The sequence below is a fragment of the Mesobacillus stamsii genome, assembly GCF_030814065.1.
Lineage (GTDB): Bacteria > Bacillota > Bacilli > Bacillales > Cytobacillaceae > Mesobacillus > Mesobacillus stamsii.
The window spans coordinates 85,624-112,472 of sequence record NZ_JAUSUN010000005.1 but is presented as its reverse complement, the minus strand read 5'-3'; the positions used below and the strand labels follow the sequence as shown (position 1 = coordinate 112,472).

Below are 26,849 nucleotides of genomic sequence, written 5' to 3'. Positions count from 1 at the left end.
AAAATGAATTCCAATGAAATGGAGAAAGAGGAAACGAGAAGCTCTGATGAAATTGGCAGAGAATATCATTTCACAGGAAGATATGCCGGATTTTGGATGCGCTTTTGGGCTTACTTGCTAGATATGATCGTCATTGGCAGTATCAACAGGTTGATCATCAATCCTGTTTTCCGGGCAATGGATATTCCATTGCTGGAGGAAGGGTTTTTTTCACCGAAGACAATCGTGACGGCTGTTGTATTCTATTTGTATTTTGTTCTGATGACAAAATATCTTGGTCAGACGTTAGGGAAAATGGTGTTTGGATTAAAGGTGGTAAAACTGGACGGAAAAAATCTGACATGGGGTACAGTTCTTTTCCGCGAGTGGATCGGCCGTTTTCTTTCAGCAACTATTTTAATTCTTTATGTTGTCGTGGCTTTTACAAAAAAGAAACAGGGCTTGCATGATTTATTCGCTGATACTACTGTCATACATGAACCACGCTAAATAAACCTGCTGCTGCAGGTTTATTTTTTTGCCTTTGGTTGATAATAGTAGGCTGAAAGGTTGTGGATGAGATGAAATGGGTGCTGCTTGCAATCCTTGTGTTCACAGTGCTGGCCTTTATAATCCTTATTACTAGAGTGAAGATAAATTTCGATTATTTTCATGACAATGATGATGATCATTTACTAGTGACAGTAAAAGCCTGGGGAGGATTGCTAAAATACAAAATGGATGTTCCGGTTATAAAAGTGGATGACAATTCCCCGGCCATCGTTGCCAAGAAAAAAACGAAAACAGGTCCTCAGGAAACTCTTAAAAAAGAAGAAACGACTCAAATAGACAACAAGGATATTTTGAATAGCATCCATGATTTTCGGGAAATCCTTACACATATTGTTGGCCTCCATAAAATCATCAGAGAATTTCTAAAGAAAGTAACGATTTGCAATATTACCTGGCATACAATGGTCGGCGTAGGTGATGCAGCAGCTACGGCTGTGATCACAGGAGCTTTGTGGGCAGCCAAGGGAGGTGTGATCGGAATGCTGAGCCAATATATGAAACTGACGGAAAGGCCGATCGTGACGATCACGCCAAGCTTTCAGCAACCTATTTCAAGTACTAGTTTTACATGTATACTTCAAATCAGAGTCGGGCATGCTATTTTGGCAGGAATAAAGCTGGTTAAATATTGGAAAGGTGGCTGGCCACATTTTAAATTAAAGCCTAGATCCGCCATTTCTAGCGAGAATTCGAATTCTGTCAAAAAATAAGGAGGAAACAGGAATGTCCGACCATCCAATTCAAGGACTGATGACCACGGCAATGGAAAGTTTAAAAGAAATGATTGATGTCAACACAATCATTGGGGACCCTGTAGAAACACCGGATGGAAGTGTAATCCTGACCGTTTCAAAGGTGGGTTTTGGATTCGCGGCTGGAGGTAGTGAGTTCGTTTTAGAAAGTCAAAAGGGAGGATCCGGCGGCACTGGAGGACAATCAACAGAACCGCAGCATCCATTCGGCGGTGGTAGCGGCGGTGGAGTATCTATCACCCCAATCGCTTTCCTAATTGTGAATTCAAGAGGTGTTAAGATGCTTCATCTTGATGAAAGCACACATCTATACGAAAAAATCCTTGATCTGGCACCACAAGCAGTAGAAAAAATCCAGCAAATGATGTCGATGAAAGACCAAGGCAGTCAGGAAAAACAAACTCATAACCAGAATGAATACAACGGACCAAAAATGGATCTTGAATTTTAAGCCAGTGCTGCCTTTTCACCGTGAAAAGGCAGCTTGTTTTCGGCGCGAATTTGCTGGGATCTTCTTGGATCATTTTAAAATAATTGCAAAACAATTCTGTAAAAGATATAGTAACACTGTACATAAAATGGACAAGGAGGATGAAGAGAGATGGCATCTGTTACATTTAAAGGGAATCCAGTAACATTATTAGGAAACGAAGTAAAGGTGGGAGACCAGGCACCAGATTTTACCGTGCTGGCAAATGATCTTTCTGAAGTGACGCTTAACGATTCCAAAGGACAAGTTCGACTGATCAGTGTTGTTCCATCACTTGACACAGGTGTTTGTGATGCACAGACACGCCGTTTCAACGAAGAAGCTGCAAATCTTGGAAATGTGAAAATCCTTACAGTAAGCGTTGACCTTCCATTCGCACAAAAACGCTGGTGCGGAGCGGCTGGAATTGAGAACGTTCAGACGCTATCTGACCACCGTGAACTTTCATTCGGACAAGCTTACGGGGTAGCGATCAAGGAACTTCGTTTACTGACTCGAGCTGTATTTGTAGTTGACTCAAACGACAAAGTAACTTATACAGAATACGTAAGCGAGGCAACAGACCACCCGAACTACGAAGCAGCAGTTGAAGCTGCAAAGCAAGCAAACTAACACAAACAGCGTTCAAGAAACAAGCCGCAGATAAGCATCTCTGCGGCTTGTTTCTCTATTTAAAGAAAGTATAAAATTCACTTCGAGAATTGTCCAGCTTGTACATCACTCGAAACATCGCTAAAATAGATAAATATCTATTCATATCGGGAGGAAGTAAAGTGAGTATGACTCCGGTCGAACAATTATTTACCGCATTTAATAATACTGCGGACATGTTAAAAGAAGAACTTTCCTGTACCTATTTGGAGGCGCTGGCTGAGACAGGAGAAAATATTTTCCAGGAAACGGTGCTTCAGGACGAATTAGATGAAGTCACAAAGAAAAGACTGGAAAAAGCATACAAAGATATCCATCTTGATGCTTTTAGCAAAGAGGAAATCCGCAAAGGCTTCCAACTGGCGATCCTGAAGGGAATGAAAGAGCATATCCAGCCGAATCACCAGATGACGCCTGATTCTGTTGGCATTTTCATCGGATACCTTGTCAGCAAATTTGTGGATCAGCAATCATTTAGGCTGCTTGATCCGGCTGTTGGCACGGGGAATCTTCTAGCAACAGTGTTAAATCAGCAGACGAATAAAATGATCGAATCGGTCGGTGTGGAGATTGATGATCTCCTTATTCGCCTTGCGTTCGTCCATGCCAATCTCCAAAAGCATTCAGTTGAATTTTTTAATCAGGACAGTCTTGAACCTTTGTTTGTCGATCCGGCGGATGTGGTTGTCTGCGATCTTCCCGTAGGTTATTATCCGAATGATCTCAGGTCAGCGGATTATGAAGTCAAAGCAGCAGAAGGACATACGTATTCACATCATCTGTTCATTGAGCAGAGCACTAAGCATTTAAAAGATGGCGGCTATTCGTTCCTCCTCATCCCTAATGGACTGTTTGAAAGTGACCAAGCACCAATCTTGATGGAATTCATTAAGAATCATCTGATAGTCCAAGGAATTTTACAGCTTCCAGTCTCTTTGTTTAAAACCAAGCAGGCTGCTAAAAGCATCCTCATCCTGCAGAAAAATGGGGAAGAAGTAAAGCCTCCAAAACAGGCTCTTTTAGCTGAGTTGCCAAAGTTATCCGATGGACCGGCAGTAAAACGGATTCTAGATAAAATCGACATATGGCATCAAGAGAATAAGAGTACTGTTAAATAAAGCAAGGACCGGTATTTGCCGGTTCTTTTGTTATTCAAAAGGGTAATAACACTGTGGAAATATTTTTTTCTAATCATTAGAAGTATCTGAATAAAAACTCATTTGGTGATTATGCAAGCTTTTCTTGAAATGTGAAAAAGACAGTGTTTAAATGAGGAATTGAGAGATATATTTACGGCCTGTGGCACACAATAAAAGGTGTCCTAATTCACTGGGTTTTTAATCAGGTTGTTCTATAAAAGGAGCGGTACAAAATGGCAAAAATTATTGCAATCAATGCCGGCAGTTCTTCACTTAAGTTTCAACTGTTTGAAATGCCGAGCGAGGAAGTTATCACTAAGGGAATCGTTGAGAGGATTGGATTGAAGGATTCTATTTTTACAATCAGTGTGGCTGGAGAAAAAATCAAAGAAATTGTCGATATCCCAAACCATGAGGTTGCAGTTAATATCCTGCTTGATAAGCTGACAACACTTGGCATCATCCAGTCATTAGATGAAATCGAAGGAATTGGCCATCGTGTCGTTCACGGCGGGGAAGAATTCAATGAATCAGTCATGATCACAGAAGAAGTTTTACAAAAAATCGACCAGCTTTCTGAGCTGGCACCGCTGCATAATCCGGCAAACTTAACGGGTATCCGTGCTTTTCAGCAAGTATTGCCTAATGTTCCGGCAGTAGCTGTTTTTGATACAGCTTTTCATCAGACAATGCCTGAAAACTCATACCTATACAGCCTTCCGTATGATTACTATAAAAAATACGGAATCCGCAAATACGGTTTCCATGGAACATCACACAAGTATGTTTCCCAACGGGCCGCGGATATGCTTGGACGTCCTGTCGAGCATCTCCGCCTGATTTCTTGCCATCTTGGCAATGGTGCAAGTATCGCTGCCATCGAAGGAGGCAAATCCATTGATACATCAATGGGATTCACACCGCTTGCAGGTGTAACAATGGGGACACGTTCAGGAAATATTGACCCGGCACTGATTCCATACATCATGGAAAAAACCAATAAAAGTGCTGATGAAGTATTGAATGTCCTAAATAAAGAGAGCGGCATGCTCGGTGTATCCGGATTCTCTAGTGACTTGCGCGACATTGAAGAAGAAGCTGAAAAAGGAAATGATCGGGCTGAGCTTGCGCTGAAGGTGTTTGCTGACAGAATCCATAAATACATTGGCTCGTATGCAGCACGTATGTGCGGTGTGGACGCCATCATCTTTACAGCTGGAATTGGGGAAAATAGCTCAGCAATCCGCGCCCGCGTGTTGCAAGGACTAGAGTTTATGGGAATCTACTGGGACCCTGCTTTGAATAGAGTGCGCGGGGAAGAAGCGTTCATCAGCTATCCTCACTCCCCTGTAAAAGTAATGATCATTCCGACAGATGAAGAAGTCATGATTGCCCGCGATGTTATGCATTTGGCAAAATAACTTGATGTCAGGCAGGAGCTGAATGCTCCTGCCTTTTAATTTGGAATAAAAATTATGCTATACTGGAAGAAAATTCACATTAGCTGGAGGGTTTTCGATGCGCCTGACTCAACGGGAACAAAGGGTGCTGGATGAATTGTATGCTTGGGAAAACAAGCTGTATGACTATGAGCCAAATGATTTGCAACTGGCGTATGACCGATATTTGGAACGAACTTTTTCCTCATTGCCAGTGGAGATTCAAGAGCGCTTCTTTGCTTTACTCGATAGTTGGCTTTTCCACCTGCATTCTTTCATCCAGGGTTCACAACTGCAAAATGATGCCAAGGAACGGATTCTTTCTGCTGGCCGGGTTTACAATCCGGACTTAGAGACAATGGAGGAATTGAAAAAGCTGCCTATTGAACAGCTTGAATTCATCGCCAGGCAACAAATTGCTCGCCACAGAGTGTACTCCTTTGTACAGGGCGGAATATCAGGCAGCGGCGGAAATCTTGTACTCGGAGTCGATATGCCAGCGATGGCTGTAATCAACCTGCGAATTGTTCAGTTAATTGCGATGACATACGGTTATGAGGTGAATACACCTTTTGAGATGATGATCGCGCTGAAGGTCTTTCATACATCCACTATGCCTTCGAGGATGCAAAGTGCTGGCTGGGAAGAATTGAAAAATGATCTTGACCAGGCAGAAGATTTCTATTTTTATCAAGGTAGTGATGATTTTACAAATAGTACTTGGCTTGAACAGCCAATTAAGCAAATCTTTAAAGGGATGGCAATCTTGATGTTCCGCAAAAAACATGTTCAGGGCATGCCGATCCTCTCGATGGCAATCGGTGCGGGGGCAAACTATCAGTTGACAAGGCGAGTGACTGATTTTTCTGATAAATTTTACCAAATGAGATATTTTAAAGAAAAAGGAGCATGGTGAGAAAATGAGCATTCAAGAGCATAAGCAGGCTGCACCTAACCAGGTACGCTGTAAAGTTATTACTGTAAGCGACACAAGGACAGCAGAGACCGACAAAAGCGGGAAGTTGATGATAGAGTCCCTCGAAACAGCCGGCCACCAAATTGTCGATTATGTGATTGTCAAAGATGAAGCAGAACCAATTAGGTCTGAAGTCTTGAAAGGCTCCGCTAATCCAGAGGTAGATGTCATCCTCACAAACGGCGGTACTGGTATCGCGAGACGAGATGTTACGATTGAAACAGTCCAGAGCCTTTTTGAAAAAGAAATCCCGGGGTTTGGCGAGATTTTTCGGATCGTAAGCTATCAGGAGGATATTGGCTCAGCAGCATTGCTGTCACGGGCTGCAGCGGGAGTCGTAAATGATCGAGCGGTCTTTTCAACACCAGGTTCAACAGGAGCAGTCCGCCTGGCTATGGAAAAACTGATCCTCCCAGAGATTGGACATGTAGTAAGAGAGTTGAAGAAGGATATATAAACAAGAAAAAAGATGAAATCCTGCTGATTTCATCTTTTTTTGTGGGGAAAAAGGCTTAGGTTCGCGTGAAACATAATAAATAGCCTCAGAGTATGAGGCCATCTTTAAGAAAAAGTATCTATTATCCATGCATCTTCTCTAATGAAAGATCCTGATGTGTCCGGTACCACAGCCACAAGTCGTTGATGATGGATGCAAGCTCGGCAATTTCGTTGTTTAATTTACAGGAAACTCCAAAGTCATTTTCATTAAAAAGCTGAACTTGCTTTTGATTGATTGTTTCTTCGAGCTCGGCAATCCGGTCTGGAATGCTTCCGCGAATTTTTTCCCAGTGAAGCAGGATGGCGTGCTGTGTATCAAGATCAAATTCTTCCCAATTATTCTTAAACTTAGGCAAAGGAATGCCTAGTCGGCTGTTATAAAGAAAATAATCATCCATTCGAGAGACCCCCCATTCCGGTAAACATGTTTCCATTCTACTATACTTGCAGTGCCTCTTCTACATTAGCGAAACAGAAGTTTTTTCAGAAAATCAAAATTTAATCTTGAAAAATAACGCGAAACCTGTTACTTTTATAAATGTGAATAAAAATTTATAAAAATGTATAAATATCCGTACCAAAAAAAGGAGAGAAAGCAAATGACTGAAAACAAAGTGGTGCTCGCATATTCTGGCGGGCTTGATACATCTGTAGCAATTAAATGGCTAAAGGATCAAGGATACTCGGTAGTAGCATGCTGCCTTGATGTCGGGGAAGGAAAAGACCTCGATTTTATTAAAGAAAAAGCTTTGAAGATTGGCGCTGTCCAATCCTATGTATTGGATGTAAAAGAAGAATTCGCTAATGAATATGCACTGTTTGCCCTCCAGGCACATGCATTATACGAAGGGAAATATCCGCTTATTTCCGCACTTTCACGCCCGCTTATTTCTAAGAAACTAGTAGAAATTGCCGAGATGGAAGGTGCGATGGCAGTAGCGCATGGATGCACTGGGAAAGGCAATGACCAGGTTCGCTTCGAAGTATCGATTAAAGCTTTGAACCCTGAACTAAAGGTAATTGCTCCAGTCCGTGACTGGAAATGGTCACGCGAAGAAGAAATAGCATATGCAGCAAACAATGGCATACCGATTCCAATCAATTTGGACAGTCCATTTTCCATCGACCAGAACTTGTGGGGACGCAGCAATGAATGCGGAATTTTGGAAGATCCATGGCAAGCACCTCCAATCGACGCATACGATTTAACTGCCGAGCTGGAAAATACACCAGATATCCCTGATATCATTGAGATTGAGTTTGTGGAAGGAGTACCGACTGGCATGAATGGAAAAGCGTATTCCCTTTCAGAATTGATTCTTGAATTAAATGCGATTGCAGGCAAGCATGGTGTCGGAAGAATCGACCATGTAGAAAATCGTCTTGTCGGCATTAAGTCGCGCGAGGTGTATGAAGCGCCTGCTGCGATGACCTTGATCAAGGCACATAAAGAACTGGAAGATATCACGCTTGTAAAAGAAGTGGCTCACTTCAAACCAGTAATCGAGAAAAAATTGACAGAACTAATTTATGAAGGCTTATGGTTCTCTCCGCTTCAGGAAGCGCTGGCTGCCTTTCTAAAATCCACACAGAAGCATGTTACTGGCACGGTCCGAGTCAAGTTGTTTAAAGGCCATGCCATAATCGAGGGTCGAAAATCACCTTATTCTTTATACAATGAGAAATTGGCAACATACACTGCAGACGACGAATTTGATCATAATGCAGCTGTTGGTTTCATCAACCTATGGGGATTGCCAACAGTAGTCCACAGTATGGTCCAGGGCAAGAAGGTGACAGTGTGAAAAAATTATGGGGCGGCAGATTCACCGGTTCTGCAGAAGAATGGGTAGACGAGTTCGGTGCATCGATCAGCTTTGACCAAGAATTGGCGAAGCAGGACATTGAAGGAAGCGTCGCCCATGCTACCATGCTTGCTGCCTGTGGCATCATCACGGAAGCAGAAGCAAATGAAATCGTTCAAGGTTTGAAAAAACTTGCATATCAAGCAGAGCAAGGGGAACTGGATTATTCCGTTAAACTGGAAGATATCCATTTGAATCTTGAGCACCATTTGACAGAATTAATTGGTCCGACTGGCGGGAAGCTCCACACAGCGAGAAGCAGGAATGACCAGGTTGCCACAGACATGCATTTGTACTTGAAAGAGCAGGTGTCAGACATCATTATGCTGATCACCGATTTCCAACAGGCGCTTATCCAACAGGCCGAGCAAAATATTGAGACGATTTTGCCAGGGTATACTCATTTGCAACGGGCGCAGCCTATCTCATTTGCCCATCATCTCATGGCCTATTTTTGGATGCTGGACAGAGACAAACAGCGTTTTAGTGAAAGCCTGAAAAGGATTAATCTCTCGCCTCTTGGTGCCGGGGCACTCGCAGGAACTACTTTTCCGATCGACCGTCATAAAACGGCATCGATGCTTGGATTTGCCGGGATTTATGAAAATAGTCTTGATGCAGTCAGCGATCGCGATTTCATTCTTGAATTCCTGTCAGACAGTTCTCTATTGATGATGCATCTTTCCCGGTTATGTGAAGAAATTATTCTCTGGACTAGCCAGGAATTTCAATTCATTGAGCTGTCCGATGCTTTCACGACTGGGAGCAGCATCATGCCGCAAAAAAAAAATCCCGATATGGCCGAATTGATCCGGGGAAAAACGGGCCGGGTATATGGCAGCCTGATAGGACTGTTGACGATATTGAAAGGCTTGCCATTAGCTTATAACAAAGATATGCAGGAAGATAAAGAGGGAATGTTTGATACAGTCAAGACAGTAAGGGGCTCTCTGAAGATAATTACTGGAATGGTCGGTACTATGAAGGTAAGAAAAGACAAAATGGAAAGCTCGGTCAAAAATGACTTCTCTAACGCCACAGAGCTGGCTGATTATCTAGCATCAAAAGGACTTCCTTTCCGCCAAGCCCATGAAATCGTCGGCAAGCTTGTGCTCACCTGCATTGAAAAAGGCTGTTATCTTGGCGAATTGCCGTTAGCTGTTTATAAAGACATGAACTCTTTATTTGAGGAAGACATTTATGAGGTCTTAAACCCATACAACGCTATTGATAGAAGGAATAGTGCTGGGGGCACTGGCTTTTCGCAGGTTCGGGCACAACTTGAAAAAGCGAAAAACTTGTTGTAAATGGAATAAAGCCCGCAGCATCTGGCTGCGGGCTTTATTCCTGAAAATTTTTATTATTCTGCTCGAACTACTAGGACATCGCAGGATGCATAGCGGGTAATATGTTCAGACACACTTCCAATAAAGAAACGTTCAACTGCGTTCATTCCAGTTGCTCCGCAAATAATCAGGTCGGCGTTGTATTTTTTTGCAACATCTTTCGCAATCTTGACCTTTGGTGAACCATAATCGATTTCATAGCTTACATCTTTAATTCCGGCATCGGTCGCCTGTTGTTTGTAGCTTTCCATCAGCTCAGTAGCAAACTGATTCGCGCGCTCAGAGATTGCACGGTCATATGCCTCAACCGTGGCAAATGTCCGCAAATCGATGATATGGGTCATGACCAGTTTAGCATCGTTCCTTTTTGCGATTTCAATGGCTTTGTTAAAAGCCCGTGCTGCTTCTTTAGAACCATCAACGGCAACTAAAATATTTTTATAATATAGCGCCATAGTTCTCGCCTCCTTTTCCTTTATTATACAACAGTTTCGTTTACATAGCTGTGACAATCCAACGAAAACTATAAATGTAAGCATTATATACGAGGAGGAAGGAACAATGAATAAAAAGCAGAGACAAGGGCGGGCACCCTATCATTACGATGACCAAGGCGTCATGCAAGTCAGCCAGCAGATCATGGATTCATACAACAGCGGAATAATCCCCGAGGAACAAATGAAAACAGCTTCCAAAAAAGAATAGAAATGAACGAAACCGTGACCTCGCTCGCATAAGGGCATTCCGCATGAAAGATACCCTTATGGAGGCGGAACTGCTCGCATAAGGGCATCATTCCGCATGAAAGATACCCTTATAAAGGTGGAACTGCACGCATAAGGGTATCTTTTTGCATGAGAGATACCCTTATAAAGGTGGAACTGCACGCATAAGGGTATCATTCCGCATGAAAGATACCCTTATGGAGGTGGGAATGCTCGCATAAGGGTATCATTCTGCAAGAGAGATACCCTTATAAAGGTGGAACTGCACGCATAAGGGTATCATTCTGCAAGAGAGATACCCTTATGGAGGCGGAACTGCACGCATAAGGGTATCTTTTTGCAAGAGAGATAGCCTTATGGAGGCGGAACTGCACGCATAAGGGTATCTTTTTGCAAGAGAGATAGCCTTATGGAGGCGGAACTGCACGCATAAGGGTATCATTCCGCAAGAGAGATAGCCTTATGGAGGCGGAACTGCACGCATAAGGGCATCATTCTGCAAGAGAGATACCCTTATTGCAGTTGTTTTAGTAATATAGTAAATTCGAGGAGTTGTGCTTTCCAATTCACTATATAGAATTATTCAAATATACAGAATAATATATTTAAAAAATTTCAAACGAATTGTTTTGCCAAACGCGCTTTTTTCTACTAAAATGAAAGTGTTTTCAATCTCGTTTCTTTTTCCTGTTTTTTATTTTGAAAATTATGAGATGGAGCAGGATGAATGGATGAGCGATTATAATACATAGGAGGTATGCAAGAATGCGTATCGGTGTACCTAAAGAGATAAAGAATAATGAAAACCGAGTGGCCATGACGCCTGCAGGAGTTGTCAACCTTGTGAAATTCGGACATGAGGTGTATATCGAATCAGCTGCCGGCATCGGCTCGAGTTTTACCGATGAAGATTACAAAGCTGCTGGTGCATTCATTGTCGAAAATGCACAAGAAGCATGGGCACAGGATATGGTCATGAAAGTGAAAGAACCTCTGCCAGAAGAGTATGGTTATTTTCGTGAAGGGTTAATTTTATTCACCTATTTGCACTTGGCCCCAGAACCCGAACTGACAACAGCATTGATTGAGAACAAGGTAGTGGGAATCGCCTATGAGACAGTGCAGCTGGCAAATGGTTCACTTCCATTGCTGACGCCTATGAGTGAAGTGGCTGGACGTATGTCTACCCAAATTGGCGCTCAGTTTCTAGAAAAGGTGCATGGCGGAAAAGGGATCCTTCTTGGTGGCGTTCCTGGCGTCCAAAGAGGCAAGGTTACCATCATCGGCGGCGGTGTAGCCGGAACGAATGCAGCAAAGATGGCAGTCGGACTTGGTGCTGAGGTTACGATGATTGACTTGAATCCCGATCGTCTTCGCCATTTAGACGATATATTTGGTTCTGATATTACAACGCTTATGTCCAATCCATTGAATATTGCTGAAGCGATTAAAGCTTCTGACCTTGTAATCGGCGCTGTATTGATTCCTGGTGCAAAGGCTCCTAAGCTGGTAACTGCAGAAATGATCCAATCTATGAACCCAGGATCCGTCGTTGTCGATATCGCGATCGATCAAGGTGGAATTTTTGAAACAACGGACAGAATCACAACTCATGACAACCCTACTTATGAAAAGCATGGTGTCGTACACTACGCTGTTGCCAATATGCCGGGAGCAGTTCCCCGCACAAGCACAATCGCACTGACAAACGTAACAGTGCCTTATGCGGTGCAAATTGCGAACAAAGGGTACAAGCAGGCTTGCCTTGACAACGAAGCCTTGCTGAAAGGGATCAACACGCTGAACGGCTATGTAACCTATCAGGCCGTAGCCGAAGCGCATAACCTGGTATACTCTGAAACAAAAACTTTATTGGAACAAATTTCATAATGAAAAACGAGATCCGGAAATAATCATTCCGGATCTTTTTTCCTATAAAAAGACGGGCAGCGCTTGTCGGAGCTGACCAAGGCGCTTGAATAATATATGTTGACCCTTTTTTTGCAATTGCGGGAAAATCAAGGCATGGAGCCAAATATTCTTAAACGAATCTTTTTTGTTGATAGACACGAAGGCGAAAAACGTCTTGAGGAGTTAGCGGCAAACGGCTTGCCTAAGCGTAGGCTATGTGCTAATGCTGGAAAAATTTATTTTGACAGGTTTGGGGACGTAGAGCGAAAAGTTGTCAAGAAAGCCCTGTTATTTTGACAGGTTTGTGGGTGTAGAGCGAAAAGTTGTCAAGAAAGCCCCGTTATTTTGACAGGTTTGGGGACGTAGAGCGAAAAGTTGTCAAGAAAGCCCCGTTATTTTGACAGGTTTGGGGACGTAGAGCGAAAAGTTGTCAAGAAAACCCTGTTATTTTGACAGGTTTGTGGGTGTAGAGCGAAAAGTTGTCAAGAAAACCCTGTTATTTTGACAGGTTTGAGGGTGTAGAGCGAAAAGTTGTCAAGAAAACCCTGTTATTTTGACAGGTTTGAGGGTGTAGAGCGAAAAGTTGTCAAGAAAGCCCCGTTATTTTGACAGGTTTGGGGGTGTAGAGCGAAAAGTTGTCAAGAAAACCCCGTTATTTTGACAGGTTTGGGGACGTAGAGCGAAAAGTTGTCAAGAAAGCCCCGTTATTTTGACAGGTTTGAGGGTGTAGAGCGAAAAGTTGTCAAGAAACCCCTGTTATTTTGACAGGTTTGGGGACGTAGAGCGAAAAGTTGTCAAGAACCCCCCGTTATTTTGACAAGTTCTATGTTCTTAACAAAAAAACCTATCCTGTGAGGGTTTGGCGCGAAATTACTTATTTGGATGGTGATTGGCTCGGTTGCGATCGTAATAGGTTTGAGCGAAGCAAGGGGAGGCTCACCTGTCGCCCCGCGGCAAGCGAGTGTCTGGAGTGGAAATCGATGATCGGCCAAACCAAAAAGGACCGGGCGGTTTTTGCCCGGTTTTTCTCAAATCTGTTTAAAATCTTTCGGTTTTAGCGTATATTATTTATTGGATACGGGTTCTCTGATAGAATTTCCGTGAAATTTTAACCTGAGGAGTGTCGTGATTGGAAAAAGTACTTGTTTTTGGGCATAAAAATCCTGATACAGATACAATCTGCTCGGCGATTGCGTATGCAAATTTAAAGCAAAAGCTAGGTGTTGATGCAGAAGCTGTACGTCTAGGCCAGGTCAATGGGGAAACTCAATTTGCATTAGATTATTTCCACGCGGAAGCACCGCGTCTTGCTGGCAGGGTTTCTGAAGAAGTGGAGAAGGTCATTCTTGTCGACCATAATGAACGTCAGCAAAGCGCAGAGGATATTGCGAATGTGCAAATAGTAGAAGTCATTGACCATCATCGCGTTGCCAATTTTGAGACAAGCGATCCGCTTTATTTTCGTGTGGAGCCTGTAGGATGCACAGCGACAATCCTGAAAAAGTTATACAAGGAAAACAATATCGAAATTGAAGAGAATATTGCTGGACTGATGCTGTCTGCAATTATTTCCGATTCTTTACTGTTCAAATCTCCAACCTGCACAGATCAGGATGTGGCAGCTGCTCGTGAACTGGCTGAAATAGCAGGGGTGGATGCAGATAAATACGGTCTTGAAATGCTAAAGGCTGGCGCAGATCTTAGCAGCAAAACCATTGAAGAGTTAGTTTCCCTTGATGCGAAGGAATTCCAGATGGGAGATCATAAGGTTGAAATCGCTCAAGTCAATACGGTGGATGTCGATGATGTTCTCTTGCGCAGGGTGGAACTGGAGGATGCATTGATCAAGAAAGTGACTGAAAAGAAACTTGATTTATTCTTGCTGGTCATCACGGACATTTTAACAAATGATTCTGCTGCGATTGCGATTGGGGAAATGGCTTCTGCAGTCGAAGAAGCCTTCGGTGTTACGTTAAAAGACAATACCGCGACACTAAAAGGCATTGTTTCCCGCAAGAAGCAGGTTGTGCCAGTACTGACAAACGTACTGGCAAAATAATAACGCAAAACAAAAAAAACCGTCCTCGCATGGACGGTTTTTTTTGTTTGATTTTTTTGGAAGAAATCATTGCAAGCAATTTCCGCTTGCAGCCTTACCGATCGGCCCTTTCCATATCCTTTGAGGTGAAATAGCCTGGAAGGATTTCATCAATTGTTGTTTCCTTTACATCACCATTCAGGTTTGATAGGTAAATTTTCGTATCCTTAGTCGCAAATTCGGCAATAACCTGGCGGCAGGCACCGCAAGGCGAAACCGGACCTTGCGTATCTGCAACTACTGCAATTGTCTTGATTTCGGTGTCTCCTTCAGAAACGGCTTTGAAAATGGCAGTTCTTTCGGCACAATTTGTCAGTCCGAAAGAGGCATTTTCAATATTGCAGCCGAGATACACTTTCTCATTGCTTGTAATAATCGCAGCCCCAACCTGAAACTTAGAATATGGAACGTATGCCTTGCTTCTTGCATCGATAGCTTGGTTAATAAGCGTTTTTTTATCCATCACTCAGCCCCATTCCCAATTGTTTGTTGCTTAGTATGAAGAGTCTGATGATAAGCCGTTAACAATTGCAATTCCAGAGCTTGCGCCAATTCTTGTTGCGCCAGCTTCGATCATTTTTTGTGCATCTTCAAGGCTTCTCACGCCACCAGATGCCTTCACGCCGATCTCTGGGCCGACTATTTTTCTCATCAAACGGATGTCCTCCACAGTTGCTCCGCCGGTTGAGAAGCCTGTAGAGGTCTTGACGAAATCCGCCCCAGCACGAACAGAGAGCTTGCAAGCCATTTCTTTTTCCTCGTCAGTCAGCAGACATGTTTCGATAATTACCTTAGTCAATGCTTTGCCCTTCGCTGCGGCTACAACTGCTTTGATATCTTGTTCAACAAAGTCAAACTGCTTATCCTTCAAAGCACCAATATTGATGACCATATCTACTTCCGTTGCCCCATTTTCAATCGCATTTTTCGTTTCAAATGCTTTTGTTTCAGAAGTCGTCGCTCCAAGCGGGAAGCCAATGACGGTGCAAACTTTTACTCCATCCGCCTCCTTCAGGATTTCAGCAGCCGTCTTTACCCATGTAGGATTAACACATACAGAAGCAAATTGATATTCCTTTGCCTCCTCTGCCAATTTTACAATCTCTGTTTCCGTTGCATTTGCTTTAAGCAATGTGTGATCGATCATCCTCGCTAAATCATTCGTCATGCTCAACATACCCTTTCCTGTAAAAATATCGACGCTTTTTTTCTATCAAAGTTATTGTGTGATACTTACTTGAATAATATATCAGGCGCGGGAACATATGTAAATTTCGTAATAAACATATGTAGAAACAACAAACTGCCTGCCTCGTTTATGATACAAATACCAAATCCTTAGGGTATTTCGTTAAAATTTCGATTCCATCTTCGGTGATGACTACATCATCCTCTATTCTTACGCCCGCTACACCTGGTACATAAATTCCTGGTTCAGCAGTGAATACCATCCCTGCTTCCATTAGTAAAGGATTCGAGCCTGTCAAGGATGGATACTCGTGGACGCTGACTCCGAGTCCGTGGCCGAGGCGGTGCGGGAAGTAGTTGCCGTATCCAGCTTCTTCGATTACTTTCCGTGCAGCAATGTCAACCTCTGAGCAGGATACCCCGGTACGAGCAGTTTCTAAAGCTTTCAATTGGGCTTTCAACACAGTGTGATAGATGTCTTCCTGTTGTTTTTTGATTTCGCCGTAGGCAACGGTCCTGGTAATGTCAGAGCAGTAGCCATCAACCACGACGCCAAGGTCGAACAAGACGAGGTCACCCTTTTGGATTTTCGTCAGCCCTGGTGTGCCATGTGGTGCTGCGGCATTTTTACCAGTAAGGACCATTGTTGAAAAGGACATTTCTGTAACGCCTTTTTTCTTTAATTCATACTCAATGGAAGCGAGAACTTCCAGCTCGGTTTTGCCTTCCTTGATTTCACTGACTCCTGTCTCAATTGCAAAATCAGCCAGCTCACATGCTTTTCGAATCAATTGCAATTCTGTTTCTGTTTTCACCATTCGCATCCGGCGCAGTTTTTCCTCTGCTGAAACGAATGCAACATTGCCTAAAAGTCCGGCAAGCTTTTCATAACGCTCGACATTCAGCTGTTCCTTCTCGATTGCCATTTTCTTCAATGCATGGACACGCTTTTTCATTGCATGGATGGAAAGTTCCATTGAATCATCCGTATCACTGTAACCGATCATTTCTAGCTCCCATCCGGCGTTTTTGGCGTTTTCCCTATCCATTGCCGGGCAAATCATGAAAGGTTCAGCATCCTGGAACACAACAACAGCCAGCAGCCTTTCGTGTGGATCGCTTAAAAAACCGCTCAAATAAAATACATTGTCGGGAGATGTGATAAAAGTGACATCAACATCATTGTCCTTCATCCAATCGGCTAACGCGGTCAATCTTTCTGTCATAGCTATTCCTCCTCCATAGGTACACACTTTGAGAGTAGCAATTACTAGAGAAAAAGTAAAACTTTTAACGGATGGGGTTGTCGAAGCAGGACATTTCCAAAAGGTGTTGAAATTAGGTAATATTAGGGGGGAAAAAGCCTAGACTGGAAGGAGCAGGATTATGAAAGTTTCTTATCACGGCCACTCTGTTGTAAAAATGGAAACGAATGGTACAACCATCTTGATTGATCCATTCATCACAGGAAATCATTTGACTGATCTGAAGCTGGAGGATGTGAAACCAGATGTGATCATCCTCACCCATGCACATGGAGACCATCTAGGAGATACGGTTGAACTGGCGAAAAAACATGACTCGCTTGTAATTGCTAATTTCGAAGTAGCTACCTATTTAAGCTGGAAGGACTTAAGAACCCATGGCATGTCGATTGGCGGAGCTTATGAATTTGAGTTTGGTAAGGTCAAAATGACCCAGGCCTTTCATGGAACCGGAATAATCACTGAAAACAATGAAATCATCTATGGTGGCATGCCTGCGGGAATCCTGTTCATGGCAGAAGGAAAAACCGTGTACCACGCAGGTGACACTGGTCTATTTTCGGATATGAAGTTAATTGGAAAGAGGCATCCAATTGACCTTGCATTCTTACCGATCGGCGACAATTTTACAATGGGACCGGAGGATGCCGCACTGGCAGCAGAATTCCTCGGTGCAAAGCAAGTGGTACCGATCCACTTCAATACATTCCCGCCAATCAAGCAGGATCCGCATGCATTTGTGAGATTGTTGAAAAACAATCAAGGCAGAGTCCTCGAGATAGGAGAAGTAATCGATTTATAATCAGAAAGGCTGCACAAAATTTGTGCAGCCTTTCTGATTCTTGCTGCTTTTTTTGAACCCGTAAGCATAAATATGTAGTAAGACAACCTATTAGGAGGGGAAGTATGAAGAATAACCGTTATTTATTGTATTTGCTGTTATGCGGTGTGATGCTTTACATCGCATTGCCTGAGCTCAATCTACAGGCGGGAGGAACGGAAGCTCTATTTGCAGGCTCATGGCTGTTTCTTGCGCTGCTAGTTTTTGCCGGAAATCTGTCCGCTTTTTTATACGCTTCGCAAAGGAAGATCCGAACAGGAAACCAGAAAATGGAAAGCGTTCAGAAAAGAAAATCACGTTCCTACACTGGCTGAGTTCGTTCACAAAAATTTCTTTTTTACCCGGATCGTTCCTCAAAATTAACTCTTGGACCCTAAGACAATTGAATCAAGCCCTTTAAAACCTTATAATGAAGAATGGATAGAACTGCATGGAACGGAAAAATATCATAAAGGGTGAAGGTCTTGGCAACTAAGCATGAACAAATACTTCAATATATAGACGAATTGCCAATAGGGGAAAAAATTTCGGTACGCCAAATCGCCAAGGCGCTTAACGTAAGCGAAGGAACAGCATACAGAGCCATAAAGGAAGCGGAAAACAAAGGATATGTCAGCACGATTGAACGTGTCGGCACCATCAGGATTGAACGGAAAAAGAAAGAGAACATCGAGAAGCTCACCTTTGCAGAAGTGGTGAATATCGTCGATGGGCAGGTCCTCGGGGGCCGCGCTGGTCTTCATAAAACATTGAATAAATTTGTCATTGGCGCCATGAAACTGGAGGCGATGATGCGCTATACAGGTGCGGGAAATTTACTGATCGTCGGAAACCGCGATAATGCGCACGAGCTTGCGCTAAAAGCCGGAGCAGCTGTCTTGGTAACAGGCGGTTTTGACGCTTTGGACCATGTCAAAAAGCTGGCAGATGAATTACAGCTGCCAATTATCTCAAGCAGTTATGATTCCTTCACAGTCGCAACCATGATCAATCGTGCTATTTATGATCAACTGATCAAAAAAGAAATCATTCTTGTTGAGGATATTCTTACCCCGGTAGGAGAAACAGTTTTTCTCAAAGCGAATGATACTGTTTCAGATTGGTATCGTCATAAGGACGAAACGCTGCACAGCCGTTTTCCTGTCGTTGATCACAATATGAAAGTGATCGGGATGATTACCTCGAAGGATGTCATGGGGCATGAACAGGATACCTTGATTGAGAAAATAATGACGAAAAATCCGATGACCGTCAGCGGATTGACAAGTGTTGCTTCATCTGCCCATATGATGGTATGGGAAGGGATTGAGGTATTGCCGGTTGTTGATGACGGGAACAAGCTTCAAGGCATCGTCAGCAGACAAGACGTGTTGAAGGCGCTTCAGATGGTACAGCGCCAGCCGCAGGTAGGAGAGACGCTGGATGATACGGTGACAAGCCAAATGGTCCTGACAAAAGGAAAAACAAAGGATGCAGACAGTTTTCGCTGCCAGGTGACTCCGCAGATGACGAACCACATCGGGACGATTTCCTATGGTGTTTTTACAACCATCGTAACAGAAGCGGCCAACCGTGTGCTGCGAGGGTATAAAAAAGGAGATCTGGTCGTCGAAAACATGACGATCTATTTTATCAAGCCTGTACAAATTGACAGTGTCATCGAAATCTACCCGAAGGTGCTCGAGGTAGGGAGAAAGTTTGGGAAGGTCGACATTGAAGTCTTCAATGAAGATGTGTTAGTTGGGAAGGCGATGATGATGTGCCAGCTGATTGACAGGCATTAATAGAATGAAAAAACCGGTCCAAGGCAGGATCCGGTTTTTTTAACGGTAATTTTCCTTAGCTTCCTGAATGGCATGTGGAAGGTAGAATTTATAGGCTTTGATTCCGCCCCATACACTCAATATTCCGATGACAATGAAGATCGAACCAACAATGTAGGTGACAGTCGTCGGGAACAGGAATAACTGATTCATCCCGAATAACGCAATGAAAAGTCCAAGGGCAATGCTGGATTTTGCAGAAAGCCAGCTTCGTTCAGCAGGTCTTTTACTGCGGACATATTTAATCTTGTAAAAGATATAAAAGACGAAAGAAAGAACGATTAATAATACGAGCAAAGGCATTGCAATTCCTCCAAATTCAATAATCCATTTTATTTTACAGCTTATCAAAGAAGATTGCCAATCATAAGGAGAAAATCTGCCAATAGATGTTCATACTTTTCTTTTCCAAAAAATATGTTCATAATTGAGATAGGAAAAAAGGTGAAGGAGCATTTTGATGAAAGAGAAAATATTTGAGGCAATTGAAAATTATCAGACCATCATTATCCACCGCCACGTCCGGCCAGACCCTGATGCATATGGTTCACAGGGAGGACTTGCGGAAATTTTGAAGACCTCCTATCCAGAAAAGAATATTTACACCGTTGGCGCAGAGGAACCTTCCCTTCATTACCTGAGGAGGCTAGACTCCGTGCAGGATGAAATTTTTAAAGGGGCTCTTGTCATTGTTTGTGACACCGCAAATGCCGAGCGGATTTGTGATGAGCGTTATCGCCTAGGGGAACAGCTTGTGAAAATGGACCACCATCCGAATGAAGATCCATATGGGGATCTTCAGTGGGTGGATACTTCTGCAAGTTCTACGAGTGAAATGATTTATGAATTTTTTCTAACTTTCAAGAATCGGGGACTTAGGATGTCTGATGAAGCGGCCAGATTGCTATATGCCGGAATTGTCGGCGACACAGGCAGATTCCTTTATCCAAGCACGACCAATAAAACATTTGCCTATGCCGGAGAATTGATCCATTACAATTTTTCACGTACAGAGCTATATGACAGAATGTATGAGCTTCCACCGAATGTGGTGAAGCTCAACGGATACATCCTTCAAAACTTTGAGCTGCTCGAAAACGGTGCAGCGAAGGTTGAAATGAAACAGGAATTGCTGAACAAATATGCTGTAAAGCCTTCAGAAGCATCGTTGCTTGTTAGTGAACTCGGCAATGTAGCGGGAATAAAAGCATGGGTGTTCTTTATCGAAGAAGAGGACCAAATTCGTGTGCGCCTCCGCTCTAAAGGCCCTGTCATCAATACGATTGCCAGAAAATATCATGGCGGCGGTCATCCGCTCGCCGCTGGAGCATCGATCTACTCATGGGATGAAGTCGACCGTGTCCTGGAAGACCTTATCGAAGCCTGCAGAGAATGATAAAAAGGTGCGTCTCTTCGAAACGCACCTTTCTTACTGAAAAAAAATAACCAAAACCAGTTCATTCCAGAGTAATTTCTACCAAAATGCTTACTGAAGTATAAATGACCATGGACTTGATTTTCAGTTTGTAGTGTTTATCGCCGATTCCAATTGATTTGTTTTCAATCACTCTTGTAATTAGTTCCCGGCTTTGAAAAACAGAATCGAGGTCTTTTGCAAGAAGCATATTTAATTGGCCTTGCATTTCCTCTTCCATTTCGTAGATGCTTAGGGTATCTAACTGTTTATACTTTTTCGCATTGACAATTTTCACTTTAATCTCCTGCACGGTTAACTTTTCCTGGTTTTTTTTGTTTAACTCTTCATAATCCTCCATCCAAATTTCAATGTCACTTTTCAAATCAGCGATTTCCTTTTTTTGCTTCTCGATCGTTTTCGCGTGGATTTCCATCCATTCACCATTTAAATATAAAAATAAGATCCAGCTGACGAGTGCACCAATTGCTGCACCGGAAAAAAATCGCTGCCATTCTGGTCTTCGATAATATGGAGGGATCCTCATGTTAGATATGCTCCTGTGTCAGCCAGTCAATAAGAAGAGCCCCAGTCTGAGCGCCGCCTATGGCAGTGAGGATCAATAGAAACTGTTTGAAAATATCCTTTGTTTCCCCGTGAAAAAGTCCTTTTTCAAAGCTGTAGACTGTATCAAACGTGCCACCAATTGCCGCGATGATGGCCCAAATTCGGATCGAGCTGGAGAAGCGGGCGATTTCCGTCATTAACGGCTGTCCTGTTAAAAAAGAGGCCAATCCTCCGATTAAAGAGCCGCCAAGCAAAACACCTAGCGCAATGAAATATGCTTCAAACAACCCCGGAATAAATGGCTGGTTCATTGTTTTCACCCTCGTATTAAATCGATTTTTTGCTTGTACTTCACTATATGGACAATCCGTCGTCAATATGTGTAAAGTTACGTAAAACAAAGGAGAACATATTTTCTTTTTTTCCTGAAAAGATTATAATGAATGAGATAAATCTTATCTTTAAAGGGTGTGAGAGAAATGCCGTTTATTCACCTCCATGTCTATAGTGCATTCACCCTGCTCACCAGTACCGCCACTGTCGAGCAGCTTGTCCGCGATGCAAAGGCAAAAGGCTTTTCCGCACTCGCACTGACCGATCATAATGTGATGTATGGATCGGTTGCGTTTTATAAAGAATGCCTGAAGCATTCGATTAAGCCATTGTTGGGCTTAACAGTTGATGTCGTCAGTTCCTCTTTGGAAAATGAATCCTTCCCGCTTGTTCTCCTTGCGAAAAACAATCTTGGCTTCCAGAATCTGATTAAAATTTCAAGTGCTGTTCAGACAAAATCCCCCGCGGGAATTCCGATAAAGTGGCTGAAGCATTATGCCGCCGGACTATTTGCGATGACACCAGGTAAAATCGGTGAAATCGAATATTATTTGGCAAATGGAGAAAGAGAAAAAGCAGCAATTACTGTGGATTCTTATAAACAAATTTTTGGGAAGGAAAACTTTTATCTGGCGATACAGGACCATGGCCTCCCAGGTCAGAGAGAGCTGATAAAACAGCTGAACGATCTAGGGTCAGATACCAATACGCCATTGGCAGCTTCCAATCAGGTGCATTATTTGGAAAAAGAGGATTATTTTGCCCACGAGTGCCTGCTTGCGATCAAGAATGGGGACAAACTCCAAGATGATGGTCGAGAAAAGCTTGGCAGCAGCGAATTTTACTTGAAAACAGCAAAAGAAATGACTGAGCTGTTATCAGAGTATCCAGAAGCCTTGGAAAACACCTTAAAAATGGCTGAAGAGTGCAATGTGATGCTTGACTTTGGTACGAGACATTTGCCGAAATTTCCGGTCACTACGGGAAAAAGTGCTGATGAAATGTTGGAGGAGCTTTGTTTTCATGGACTGGAAAAACGGTACGGAAAACCATCGCGGCAGCATGTAGAAAGACTTGAATATGAACTATCGATCATTAAAAAAATGAACTTCAGCGATTACTTCCTGATTGTCTGGGATTTTATTAAATATTCAAGGGAAAAGGGGATTTTGATCGGCCCTGGACGTGGTTCGGCAGCCGGGTCGATTGTATCCTATGTGCTGTTCATTACCGATGCGGATCCGATTGAACATAATCTCCTCTTTGAAAGATTTCTAAATCCGGAGAGGATATCAATGCCCGACATCGATATCGACTTTCCTGATAATCGCCGGGATGAGGTAATAGAATATGTTGCGGCAAAATACGGGGAACTTCATGTCGCACAGATTGCTACTTTTGGTACGCTTGCTGCCAAGGCAGCGGTCAGGGATGTAGGGCGCGTTTTCGGTTTGAATACAAAGGAACTCGACCGGCTCTCCAGGCTAGTTCCATCCCGATTGGGAATTACTTTGAAGGATGCAATCAGTGAATCAGACGGGCTCAAGGAATTTATAAAAGAAACTTCTAAAAATAAACGAATTCTTGAAACGGCAATGAAACTAGAGGGCTTGCCGCGCCATACGTCCACACATGCTGCAGGAGTTGTCATAAGCGAACAACCGCTTACCAATATTGTACCGATCCAAACAGGTCAGTCGAAAGTGTTCCTGACTCAATATTCAATGGACCATCTGGAAGAATTGGGATTATTGAAAATGGATTTCCTTGGTTTGCGGAATCTGACATTAATTGATTCGATCCTTCGCTCGATCCGGCTGAAAACAGGCCAAAAGCTTCGAGTCCAGGATATTCCGGGTGAAGATACCGAAACGTTTCAATTGCTTGGCAGGGGACAGACGACAGGAATTTTCCAGCTTGAATCTGAAGGAATGCGAAAAGTGCTGACAAGGCTTGCGCCAACCCGCTTTGAAGACATTGTCGCCGTCAATGCACTTTATCGTCCTGGTCCAATGGAGAATATTCCACTGTTCATTGATCGCAAGCACGGAAGACAGCCGATCGACTATTATCATCAGGACCTTGAATCCATTTTGCGCAATACATATGGTGTCATCGTATACCAGGAGCAAATTATTCAAATTGCCTCCAAGATGGCTGGTTTCTCTCTCGGAGAAGCGGATTTGCTGCGAAGGGCGGTATCCAAGAAAAAGAAGGAGGTCCTTGCAAGCGAACGGGAACATTTTGTGACTGGCGCGTTAAGGAAGGGGTACGATCACCAGACTGCGGAGCTTGTCTATGAACTGATCATCCGTTTCGCAAATTATGGCTTCAACCGCAGTCATGCCGTAGCGTACAGCATGATTACCTATCAGCTGGCCTACCTCAAAACCCATTATCCGCTTTACTTTATGGCGGCTCTTTTAACATCTGCTATTGGCAACGATGCAAAAATCGCCCAGTATGCAAGGGAACTGCAGCAAATGGAAATTAAGCTCAAGCCGCCTTCTATCAATAAAAGTGCATTTGGCTTTGAGCCGGAAGGAGATAGTGTTCGATACAGCCTGGCAGGAATCAAAGGGCTGGGAATCGCGTCGCTCAAGGAAATATTCCTGGCGAGAAGAAACGGGCAGTTCAAGGATATCTTTGACTTCTGCATTCGTGTGCCGCATAAGGCTGCAACAAGAAAAGTGCTGGAAGTCCTAATCTACTCTGGAGCTTTCGATGAATTTGGCAAGGATCGCGCCGTCCTTTTAGCAACCATTGATGTGGCGATTGAACACGCACAGCTAGTAGCACCCGATGACTCCGGCCAGATCGATATGTTTACAGAAGCAGAATTCTCCTTGAAGCCAAAGTATATCGAGGTGGACCCAATGCGAATAGAAGACAGGCTCAGGCTTGAAAAAGAGGTGCTCGGTGTATATCTCTCCAGGCATCCTGTTTCCATCCATGAGAAAGAATTCGAGGAAGCCGGGGTGAAAAAGATTGCATCGAAGGCCCCCGGAAACAAAATAAGGCTCGGGGTCTATCTAACAGAACAAAAGAAAATCCGTACAAAAAAAGGAGAATTAATGGCCTTCCTGACTCTTAGTGACGCAAGCGGTGAAACAGAAGCGGTTGTATTCCCGGCAGTTTACAAGCAATTTGGACATGTTCTGAAACAAGGAGGAATATTGCTGCTGGAAGGAAAGTTTGAGGAACGGGATGGGAGGAGTCAATTTATCGTGCATCAAGTGCTTGATCTTGAAGCAGCAGCAGCACCACCAAACGGGCAGGAAAAGACGGTTTTGTACTTGCGGATCGCAAAAGGAGCGGGCAGCAACGACCGAATAGATGAACTGAAAGCTTTATTGAAAATACATCACGGGACAGTGCCGGTTATTGTGTATAACGAAGAGACCGGGAAATCCGTGCTGTTACCAAATGAATTCAATGTGAGCACAGAGCTGAGAAGTGTGAACGAATTTAAGAAAGTCTTGGGGAATCAGAACGTTATTCTGAAAAATTAGTTCTTTATCAAGCAGAGCAGATGTGTTATATTTGGAAAAGGATGCGTGGTCAGACCACTAAAATAGGAAGTGTTCGTAAATAATCAGGCTGTTCGCCTATATTGTTGCTGTTGATCTCTCGTATTTTTCACCGTAGAGAATCAAGCTGTAGTACGGGATAGGATGAATGCAATGATCGTGTCGCAGAGAGCCCAAAAATGAGGAGTGGACCTGAGTTGACTTTACGTGAAGAAGCTTTGCACATGCACCGTGTGAATAAAGGGAAATTAGAGTCGAAATCGAAAGTTCCTGTCATGAATGCTAGAGATTTAAGCCTTGCCTATTCTCCGGGAGTTGCAGAGCCTTGCAAGGAGATATATGATAAGCCGGAAACAGTTTATGATTATACTATGAAGGGCAATATGGTGGCAATTGTATCCGATGGGACTGCTGTCTTAGGGCTTGGCAATATTGGTCCGGAAGCCGCACTTCCTGTAATGGAAGGAAAGGCAGTCTTGTTCAAAAGCTTTGCTGGTGTCGATGCATTTCCCATTTGTTTAAATACAACGGATGTAGATAAAATTGTAGAAACCGTGAAGCTCCTTGAACCGACATTTGGCGGCGTGAACCTGGAGGATATAGCTGCACCAAACTGTTTTGCAATTGAAGAACGTTTGAAAAAAGAGACGAATATCCCTGTATTCCATGATGACCAGCATGGAACTGCAATAGTCACCGCGGCAGGGCTCGTCAATGCGCTGAAAATTGTCGGGAAAAAAATGAATGAAATCAAGGTGGTTGCGAACGGAGCGGGAGCGGCTGGCATTGCCATCATCAAGCTACTATACTCATACGGAGTCCGTGACATCATCATGTGTGATACAAAAGGCGCGATTTACGAAGGACGCTCGAACGGCATGAATTCCATCAAGGAAGAAGTGGCGAAATTCACTAACCGCGACAATGTAAAAGGCTCGCTGGCTGATGCAATCAAAGGGGCAGATGTGTTCATTGGCGTTTCAGTAGCTGGAGCACTGACGGCAGAAATGGTTCAGACGATGAATCCTGATTCCATCATTTTTGCGATGGCCAATCCAGTGCCGGAAATCATGCCGGACGAAGCGAAGGATGCCGGTGCAGCGGTCATAGGTACTGGCCGCTCTGATTTCCCGAACCAGGTGAATAATGTTCTTGCCTTCCCTGGAATCTTCCGCGGAGCATTGGACGCAAGGGCAACCCATATCAATGAAAAAATGAAAGTGGCAGCTGTACAGGCAATTGCAGGCCTAATTGAGGAATCAGAGCTATCCAGCGATTATGTGATCCCTGGTCCATTCGATCCGCGGGTAGCGCCGGCTGTTGCTGCAGCTGTTGCAAAAGCGGCGATGGAAACCGGAGTTGCTCGAATCAAGGTCGATCCTCAGGAGGTCAAGGAGCGTACTGAACGCCTTGCATTGATCGGAAAAGGTGAGTGATGGAGTGGAA

At 43.5% G+C, this 26,849-nt stretch carries 27 protein-coding genes; 19 read left to right on the top strand and 8 right to left on the bottom strand.

The annotated features are described in order from the left end of the window. Positions 1-18: 18 nt before the first annotated feature. The 8 genes from J2S25_RS05830 (at position 19) to J2S25_RS05795 (ending at position 6,456) form a co-directional block, all read left to right on the top strand. Positions 19-489: an RDD family protein gene (locus tag J2S25_RS05830; RefSeq protein ID WP_439117489.1), complete on the top strand. Its 471-nt coding sequence runs from the start codon at positions 19-21 to the stop codon at positions 487-489. 71 nt (positions 490-560) lie between these two features. Beyond that, on the top strand, positions 561-1,262 hold the full coding sequence (locus J2S25_RS05825) for a DUF2953 domain-containing protein (RefSeq protein WP_307191545.1): 702 nt from the start codon (positions 561-563) through the stop codon (positions 1,260-1,262). Between the two features lie 13 nt (positions 1,263-1,275). Further along, complete coding sequence (gene ytfJ / locus J2S25_RS05820; RefSeq protein WP_307191479.1) at positions 1,276-1,755, top strand: GerW family sporulation protein; 480 nt, start codon at positions 1,276-1,278, stop codon at positions 1,753-1,755. A gap of 150 nt (positions 1,756-1,905) precedes the next feature. Next, on the top strand, positions 1,906-2,406 hold the full coding sequence (gene tpx, locus J2S25_RS05815; RefSeq protein WP_307191478.1) for a thiol peroxidase: 501 nt from the start codon (positions 1,906-1,908) through the stop codon (positions 2,404-2,406). 161 nt (positions 2,407-2,567) lie between these two features. Beyond that, positions 2,568-3,563 carry a class I SAM-dependent methyltransferase gene (locus J2S25_RS05810; protein ID WP_307191477.1) on the top strand — a complete coding sequence of 332 codons (996 nt, stop codon included), beginning with the start codon at positions 2,568-2,570 and terminating at the stop codon, positions 3,561-3,563. A gap of 254 nt (positions 3,564-3,817) precedes the next feature. After that, the gene (locus J2S25_RS05805; protein WP_044390750.1) at positions 3,818-5,005 is read left to right on the top strand and encodes an acetate kinase; all 1,188 of its coding nucleotides are present in this window, start codon (positions 3,818-3,820) and stop codon (positions 5,003-5,005) included. A gap of 97 nt (positions 5,006-5,102) precedes the next feature. Continuing rightward, positions 5,103-5,939, top strand: coding sequence for an EcsC family protein (locus J2S25_RS05800; RefSeq protein WP_307191476.1), 837 nt, complete (start codon positions 5,103-5,105; stop codon positions 5,937-5,939). Positions 5,940-5,943: 4 nt separating this feature from the next. Beyond that, the gene (locus J2S25_RS05795; RefSeq protein ID WP_044390752.1) at positions 5,944-6,456 is read left to right on the top strand and encodes a MogA/MoaB family molybdenum cofactor biosynthesis protein; all 513 of its coding nucleotides are present in this window, start codon (positions 5,944-5,946) and stop codon (positions 6,454-6,456) included. A 121-nt stretch (positions 6,457-6,577) separates the two neighbouring features. Here the strand turns inward: J2S25_RS05795 and J2S25_RS05790 are convergent, their stop codons facing one another. Beyond that, complete coding sequence (locus J2S25_RS05790) at positions 6,578-6,895, bottom strand: hypothetical protein (RefSeq protein WP_044390754.1); 318 nt, start codon at positions 6,893-6,895, stop codon at positions 6,578-6,580. Positions 6,896-7,096: 201 nt separating this feature from the next. Between J2S25_RS05790 and J2S25_RS05785 the strand changes: the two genes are divergently transcribed. Both J2S25_RS05785 and argH read left to right on the top strand, forming a co-directional pair. After that, positions 7,097-8,302 (top strand): argininosuccinate synthase, encoded by a 1,206-nt coding sequence (locus J2S25_RS05785; RefSeq protein ID WP_307191475.1) that lies wholly within the window; start codon positions 7,097-7,099, stop codon positions 8,300-8,302. Beyond that, positions 8,299-9,669, top strand: a complete 1,371-nt coding sequence (argH, locus tag J2S25_RS05780; RefSeq protein ID WP_307191474.1) for an argininosuccinate lyase — start codon at positions 8,299-8,301, stop codon at positions 9,667-9,669. Before J2S25_RS05785 ends, argH begins: the two co-directional genes overlap by 4 nt. Positions 9,670-9,722: 53 nt before the next feature. On the opposite strand, the gene J2S25_RS05775 is transcribed toward argH, so the two are convergent. Then, complete coding sequence (locus J2S25_RS05775) at positions 9,723-10,163, bottom strand: universal stress protein (RefSeq protein ID WP_307191473.1); 441 nt, start codon at positions 10,161-10,163, stop codon at positions 9,723-9,725. A 106-nt stretch (positions 10,164-10,269) separates the two neighbouring features. On the opposite strand from J2S25_RS05775, the gene J2S25_RS05770 reads away from it, so the two are divergent. The 3 genes from J2S25_RS05770 to J2S25_RS05760 all read left to right on the top strand — a co-directional run bounded on the left by J2S25_RS05770 (position 10,270) and on the right by J2S25_RS05760 (position 14,403). Continuing rightward, positions 10,270-10,413 (top strand): hypothetical protein, encoded by a 144-nt coding sequence (locus tag J2S25_RS05770; RefSeq protein WP_307191472.1) that lies wholly within the window; start codon positions 10,270-10,272, stop codon positions 10,411-10,413. 785 nt (positions 10,414-11,198) lie between these two features. Beyond that, positions 11,199-12,323 carry an alanine dehydrogenase gene (ald, locus tag J2S25_RS05765; RefSeq protein WP_044395686.1) on the top strand — a complete coding sequence of 375 codons (1,125 nt, stop codon included), beginning with the start codon at positions 11,199-11,201 and terminating at the stop codon, positions 12,321-12,323. A gap of 1,150 nt (positions 12,324-13,473) precedes the next feature. Further along, positions 13,474-14,403, top strand: a complete 930-nt coding sequence (locus tag J2S25_RS05760; RefSeq protein WP_044393367.1) for a manganese-dependent inorganic pyrophosphatase — start codon at positions 13,474-13,476, stop codon at positions 14,401-14,403. 94 nt (positions 14,404-14,497) lie between these two features. Here J2S25_RS05760 and J2S25_RS05755 read toward each other — a convergent pair whose 3' ends face one another. The 3 genes from J2S25_RS05755 to J2S25_RS05745 all read right to left on the bottom strand — a co-directional run bounded on the left by J2S25_RS05755 (position 14,498) and on the right by J2S25_RS05745 (position 16,856). Next, a complete protein-coding gene (locus tag J2S25_RS05755) occupies positions 14,498-14,905 on the bottom strand; it encodes a cytidine deaminase (protein ID WP_307191471.1) in 408 nt (135 codons plus the stop codon). Positions 14,906-14,935: 30 nt separating this feature from the next. Then, positions 14,936-15,610: a deoxyribose-phosphate aldolase gene (gene deoC / locus J2S25_RS05750; RefSeq protein ID WP_307191470.1), complete on the bottom strand. Its 675-nt coding sequence runs from the start codon at positions 15,608-15,610 to the stop codon at positions 14,936-14,938. Positions 15,611-15,758: 148 nt separating this feature from the next. Continuing rightward, entirely contained in the window at positions 15,759-16,856 is a 1,098-nt protein-coding gene (locus J2S25_RS05745) for a M24 family metallopeptidase (protein ID WP_044393373.1), read from the bottom strand. A 160-nt stretch (positions 16,857-17,016) separates the two neighbouring features. Here J2S25_RS05745 and J2S25_RS05740 point away from each other — a divergent pair, with 160 nt between their 5' ends. The 3 genes from J2S25_RS05740 to J2S25_RS05730 all read left to right on the top strand — a co-directional run bounded on the left by J2S25_RS05740 (position 17,017) and on the right by J2S25_RS05730 (position 19,520). Further along, positions 17,017-17,697 carry a metal-dependent hydrolase gene (locus tag J2S25_RS05740; protein WP_044393375.1) on the top strand — a complete coding sequence of 227 codons (681 nt, stop codon included), beginning with the start codon at positions 17,017-17,019 and terminating at the stop codon, positions 17,695-17,697. 104 nt (positions 17,698-17,801) lie between these two features. Further along, positions 17,802-18,050, top strand: a complete 249-nt coding sequence (locus tag J2S25_RS05735; protein WP_044393377.1) for a hypothetical protein — start codon at positions 17,802-17,804, stop codon at positions 18,048-18,050. Between the two features lie 150 nt (positions 18,051-18,200). After that, positions 18,201-19,520, top strand: coding sequence for a CBS domain-containing protein (locus J2S25_RS05730; RefSeq protein ID WP_307191469.1), 1,320 nt, complete (start codon positions 18,201-18,203; stop codon positions 19,518-19,520). Positions 19,521-19,559: 39 nt separating this feature from the next. On the opposite strand, the gene J2S25_RS05725 is transcribed toward J2S25_RS05730, so the two are convergent. Beyond that, positions 19,560-19,862 (bottom strand): YtpI family protein, encoded by a 303-nt coding sequence (locus J2S25_RS05725; RefSeq protein WP_044393381.1) that lies wholly within the window; start codon positions 19,860-19,862, stop codon positions 19,560-19,562. Positions 19,863-20,019: 157 nt separating this feature from the next. Here J2S25_RS05725 and J2S25_RS05720 point away from each other — a divergent pair, with 157 nt between their 5' ends. Further along, on the top strand, positions 20,020-20,955 hold the full coding sequence (locus tag J2S25_RS05720) for a DHH family phosphoesterase (RefSeq protein ID WP_044393383.1): 936 nt from the start codon (positions 20,020-20,022) through the stop codon (positions 20,953-20,955). A 61-nt stretch (positions 20,956-21,016) separates the two neighbouring features. Here the strand turns inward: J2S25_RS05720 and ytrI are convergent, their stop codons facing one another. Both ytrI and ytrH read right to left on the bottom strand, forming a co-directional pair. Beyond that, positions 21,017-21,520, bottom strand: a complete 504-nt coding sequence (ytrI, locus tag J2S25_RS05715) for a sporulation membrane protein YtrI (protein WP_044393385.1) — start codon at positions 21,518-21,520, stop codon at positions 21,017-21,019. Between the two features lies 1 nt (position 21,521). Next, positions 21,522-21,851, bottom strand: a complete 330-nt coding sequence (ytrH, locus tag J2S25_RS05710; protein WP_044393387.1) for a sporulation membrane protein YtrH — start codon at positions 21,849-21,851, stop codon at positions 21,522-21,524. Positions 21,852-22,019: 168 nt separating this feature from the next. Here ytrH and dnaE point away from each other — a divergent pair, with 168 nt between their 5' ends. Beyond that, positions 22,020-25,385: a DNA polymerase III subunit alpha gene (dnaE, locus tag J2S25_RS05705; RefSeq protein WP_307191468.1), complete on the top strand. Its 3,366-nt coding sequence runs from the start codon at positions 22,020-22,022 to the stop codon at positions 25,383-25,385. Positions 25,386-25,600: 215 nt separating this feature from the next. Continuing rightward, positions 25,601-26,839 (top strand): NADP-dependent malic enzyme, encoded by a 1,239-nt coding sequence (gene ystJ / locus J2S25_RS05700; protein ID WP_044393391.1) that lies wholly within the window; start codon positions 25,601-25,603, stop codon positions 26,837-26,839. The last annotated feature ends 10 nt before the right edge of the window (positions 26,840-26,849 follow it).

Bases quoted from the DNA above. Each gene is read 5' to 3' on its own strand.
- J2S25_RS05825 (WP_307191545.1), top strand. From the start codon at position 561: ATGAAATGGGTGCTGCTTGCAATCCTTGTGTTCACAGTGCTGGCCTTT.
- J2S25_RS05800 (WP_307191476.1), top strand. From the start codon at position 5,103: ATGCGCCTGACTCAACGGGAACAAAGGGTGCTGGATGAATTGTATGCT.
- J2S25_RS05745 (WP_044393373.1), bottom strand. From the start codon at position 16,856: ATGACAGAAAGATTGACCGCGTTAGCCGATTGGATGAAGGACAATGAT.
- ytrI (WP_044393385.1), bottom strand. From the start codon at position 21,520: ATGAGGATCCCTCCATATTATCGAAGACCAGAATGGCAGCGATTTTTT.
- J2S25_RS05770 (WP_307191472.1), top strand. From the start codon at position 10,270: ATGAATAAAAAGCAGAGACAAGGGCGGGCACCCTATCATTACGATGAC.
- deoC (WP_307191470.1), bottom strand. From the start codon at position 15,610: ATGACGAATGATTTAGCGAGGATGATCGATCACACATTGCTTAAAGCA.
- J2S25_RS05830 (WP_439117489.1), top strand. From the start codon at position 19: ATGGAGAAAGAGGAAACGAGAAGCTCTGATGAAATTGGCAGAGAATAT.
- J2S25_RS05775 (WP_307191473.1), bottom strand. From the start codon at position 10,163: ATGGCGCTATATTATAAAAATATTTTAGTTGCCGTTGATGGTTCTAAA.
- J2S25_RS05740 (WP_044393375.1), top strand. From the start codon at position 17,017: ATGAAAGTTTCTTATCACGGCCACTCTGTTGTAAAAATGGAAACGAAT.
- J2S25_RS05785 (WP_307191475.1), top strand. From the start codon at position 7,097: ATGACTGAAAACAAAGTGGTGCTCGCATATTCTGGCGGGCTTGATACA.
- dnaE (WP_307191468.1), top strand. From the start codon at position 22,020: ATGCCGTTTATTCACCTCCATGTCTATAGTGCATTCACCCTGCTCACC.
- J2S25_RS05790 (WP_044390754.1), bottom strand. From the start codon at position 6,895: ATGGATGATTATTTTCTTTATAACAGCCGACTAGGCATTCCTTTGCCT.
- ytrH (WP_044393387.1), bottom strand. From the start codon at position 21,851: ATGAACCAGCCATTTATTCCGGGGTTGTTTGAAGCATATTTCATTGCG.
- J2S25_RS05735 (WP_044393377.1), top strand. From the start codon at position 17,802: ATGAAGAATAACCGTTATTTATTGTATTTGCTGTTATGCGGTGTGATG.
- J2S25_RS05795 (WP_044390752.1), top strand. From the start codon at position 5,944: ATGAGCATTCAAGAGCATAAGCAGGCTGCACCTAACCAGGTACGCTGT.
- J2S25_RS05725 (WP_044393381.1), bottom strand. From the start codon at position 19,862: ATGCCTTTGCTCGTATTATTAATCGTTCTTTCTTTCGTCTTTTATATC.
- J2S25_RS05805 (WP_044390750.1), top strand. From the start codon at position 3,818: ATGGCAAAAATTATTGCAATCAATGCCGGCAGTTCTTCACTTAAGTTT.
- ytfJ (WP_307191479.1), top strand. From the start codon at position 1,276: ATGTCCGACCATCCAATTCAAGGACTGATGACCACGGCAATGGAAAGT.
- ald (WP_044395686.1), top strand. From the start codon at position 11,199: ATGCGTATCGGTGTACCTAAAGAGATAAAGAATAATGAAAACCGAGTG.
- tpx (WP_307191478.1), top strand. From the start codon at position 1,906: ATGGCATCTGTTACATTTAAAGGGAATCCAGTAACATTATTAGGAAAC.
- J2S25_RS05755 (WP_307191471.1), bottom strand. From the start codon at position 14,905: ATGGATAAAAAAACGCTTATTAACCAAGCTATCGATGCAAGAAGCAAG.
- J2S25_RS05720 (WP_044393383.1), top strand. From the start codon at position 20,020: ATGAAAGAGAAAATATTTGAGGCAATTGAAAATTATCAGACCATCATT.